General features: G+C 26.8%; 2 protein-coding genes. One reads left to right on the forward strand and one right to left on the reverse strand.

Going from position 1 to position 3,329, the window contains the following annotated elements; genetic code table 11:
• The first annotated feature begins 401 nt into the window (after positions 1-401).
• Positions 402-1,826: an ArnT family glycosyltransferase gene (locus tag ACRDBA_RS03005; RefSeq protein ID WP_438571452.1), complete on the forward strand. Its 1,425-nt coding sequence runs from the start codon at positions 402-404 to the stop codon at positions 1,824-1,826.
• Positions 1,827-2,328: 502 nt separating this feature from the next.
• Here ACRDBA_RS03005 and ACRDBA_RS03010 read toward each other — a convergent pair.
• Positions 2,329-3,329 (reverse strand): IS1595 family transposase (locus ACRDBA_RS03010; protein WP_438571453.1); only part of this gene is annotated, 1,001 nt, incomplete at its 5' end.

Here is a 3,329-nt window from a genome sequence, read left to right on the forward strand (position 1 = left end):
CATCTATGGGTAATTCAATTATAATGATTGTTTATCTTATATCATTAGTTGTAAAACCACTTTCTCTTATATCATTAATAATATTTGGATGCAAAGCATTATCTATAATACTAAGAGCTTGTTCTATATTAATTGATAAAAATAATAAGGCCTAATTATATTTTAGAGATATTGAATTTTAAAATCATATATAGTAAGTTAGTTTCAATTTAAGAATCGAAATTTCAGGTATAATCTGATAATATTACGAATTAAATAAGAAGTATTTATCTTTTAAAATTTATAAAATAGTCTAATTACAGTTATTACAATAAATAGAACTTTATTGTAATAACTTGACATATTTGCAGTAGAATAATACAATTTAACATGGAATTTAAAGGGTTAAAAGGGGTATTTAGGTGAAAGTTTTCAACGTTTTCTTAGAAAAATCAGTATTAATTTTTTGTTTAGGTGTATTAATATCGGCATTAGTATTTATAAACATATCTTTCACATCTAATGTTATTATAATAATAGCGTTACTTATTTTAGAATTGATAGGTATATATATATTAGTAAAGAAAAATTTATTTAATAAGTATATTAAATTTTTAGATAGATTTAATATTACTTATATTATTTTATTAGCATTAATACTAAGAATTATATGGATAATATTAGTTCCAACTGAGCCAGCCTCAGACTTTAAACTAATGTATACATATTCTAATGAGGTTAGTCAAGGTCATTACTATGGATTTAAAGATTTTAACTATTTTGCTAGATTTGCTCATGATATTATAACAGTTATGTATTTTTCTATATTTCATAAGTTATTTGAGAATCCATTAATTTTTATAAAAATTTTTAATGTAATATTTCAAACTAGTGCAGTAATATTTATGTACAAGCTAGGAAGAGAAGTTTTTAAAGATGAACTTACAGCAAAAATAGCTGCATTTCTATTAGCGATTTTCCCACCATTTATAATGTACACATCTCAGACAATGTCGGAAAATATGGCAATGCCATTTTATATTGCAAGTATTTATTACTTTTTCAAAGCAATAAATAAAAAAGATAAACTATCCATTATAATGGCAAGCATATGTGGAATAACATTATCTATTGCTAATATGTTTAGAATGGTTGGGCCTGTAATAATAATCGCATATATATTATATATTTTAGTTTATGATGAACGTAGGAATTTATTAAAGTGTGTAATCCCTATGTTGTGTTCATTTATGTTAATGACCTATATAACAAGTAGCATATTATTATATAAAAACATAACAGAAGTTCATATTTGGAACTCAAAAGAGCCTTCTATAACTTCGATTTTAAAAGGAACAAATATGGAACATAGTGGAGCATACAATAAAGAAGATGCAGAGTTGCCTATAAAATTAAAGCATGACAAAGATGCAATAAAAAAGGAAGCTAAAGAAATAATAGAAAATCGTTTCGTTAATTCTTCTCCATCTAAAATAACTATATTTTATATTACTAAATTAGCAAAACAATGGGGACAAGGTGATTTTGGTGCACTAGGATGGACCGTTAAGGGAGATGAAAGCATATTTGCTGAAATTATAAAGAAATATAACAGACTCTTTTTTCCATTAATTTGTATTATATATGTTTATATAATATTAAGAGTTATTATAAGTTTGTATAAAAGACAAAATATAAATAAAGAAATGTATTTCTTTTATATTTTAATAGGTGGATTTATATTATTATATTTAATAACAGAAATGCAACCTAGATATGCATTTATTTCGTCTTGGATTTTTATTATACTTGGAAGTTATAGTAATTCTATGGAAAAGATAAATTAATATAAAAATAAATTGATTAAAATACCGTATTATTCAAAATTAATGTGCGGTGTTTTTTTGTTTGCAATTCAAAGAAAATAAGACGAAAATTAAGTCTCAAATCAGAAGTTCCAAAGAAATGTACTGAGGTCAATAGCAGTGAGTATAACTTATAGTTATTAGCTTTTTTATTGTTAATGCTGTAAGTATTTAGATTTTTATTACATAATGATAAACTATTTATATAAACTAGAAATTATAAATATTAGGCTCTGTTTTAAACAAATGTTGATAATAGACATCAAAAAAGTGGACAATTGGTATTGTCCACTTTTAGCTCGTAATATATTAAAAAAGCCAAATAGAACAAATAAATCCTAATATAAAGAAAATTGCAGGCACTGTAACCTTTTTCAGAAAATCTTTCATATCTATCTCCTCTCCTATAGTGAACGATATAATACATTTGTTCCTTATCTATATTATAATTATACATCAAAAATGGATTATAATTACATTAATTTTAAATAAAATTTGGAACAATGCTTTTAAATTCCTTTACCCTTGTGTACTTATGTGGAATATTGCTATGCACCAACAGCTTCTTAGTTCTGATTGTCTCTTTTTCAGAACTAAAAGTACCCATCCATTTATGCCATTTCATATAGTTACTTAGATATTTTGTTGCAACTCCATTAAACCTTCTCATCCAACCTTTTAAGTTGGAGTGAAGGCTATTTATATGTTGAATATGGTATATATCCTCTTTATGTCTTCCCCTTCTAATTTGCTTATGCTCCAATCCTATATCTGATGAAAATTGAATGTAGCTTTTGTGAGAATCTGTACACAAAATAGTATCTTTTCCTATACGATTATCGTAAAGTCTTTTTAACTCATCAGAAGTCATTCTACCTGTGCAAAGCAATTCTATAATTAAATTACCTTGCCTATCAAGAGCGGTCGCAACACACACTTGCTCATTGCTAATACCTCTTTTCTTAACTTGTTTACCTCTTTTACGAGATGGTCTTGGCATATTTGATGGCTTAGTGCCTTTATATGAGTAGGGAAAGAATACTTCATCAGCCTCTACAACACCATCAACTGAGCCTACTCCAAGAAAATCACTAATGCAGTTTAGAAGTTTGTGTCTCCAAAAGAAACTTGTAGCAATATTAATTTCCACTATTTCAGCACATTTCCTAATAGAATATCCGTTAAGCATACATCTTGCATACTTTAGCCATTTATCTAATCCTTTTTTACTTCTGTATGTCGCTGAACTTGTAAGATCAGAAAAGCTTTTGTTACAACATCTACATAGATATCTTTGAACTCCATTATTTTTACCGTTTCTAACAACATTAGTACCATTGCAATGACAGCAAACTCTACCTTTGGAAAATCTCATTTCTTTTACTTCTTTGGTTATCTGTTTAGCGTGAGAGCCTAAAACCACAAAATCCTCTAACTGAGATAATAGTTCCTCTTGCTCATTGGTACGCCTCCTAAAGTTCTTAT

This window comes from Clostridium sp., from assembly GCF_051654825.1.
Lineage (GTDB): Bacteria > Bacillota > Clostridia > Clostridiales > Clostridiaceae > Clostridium.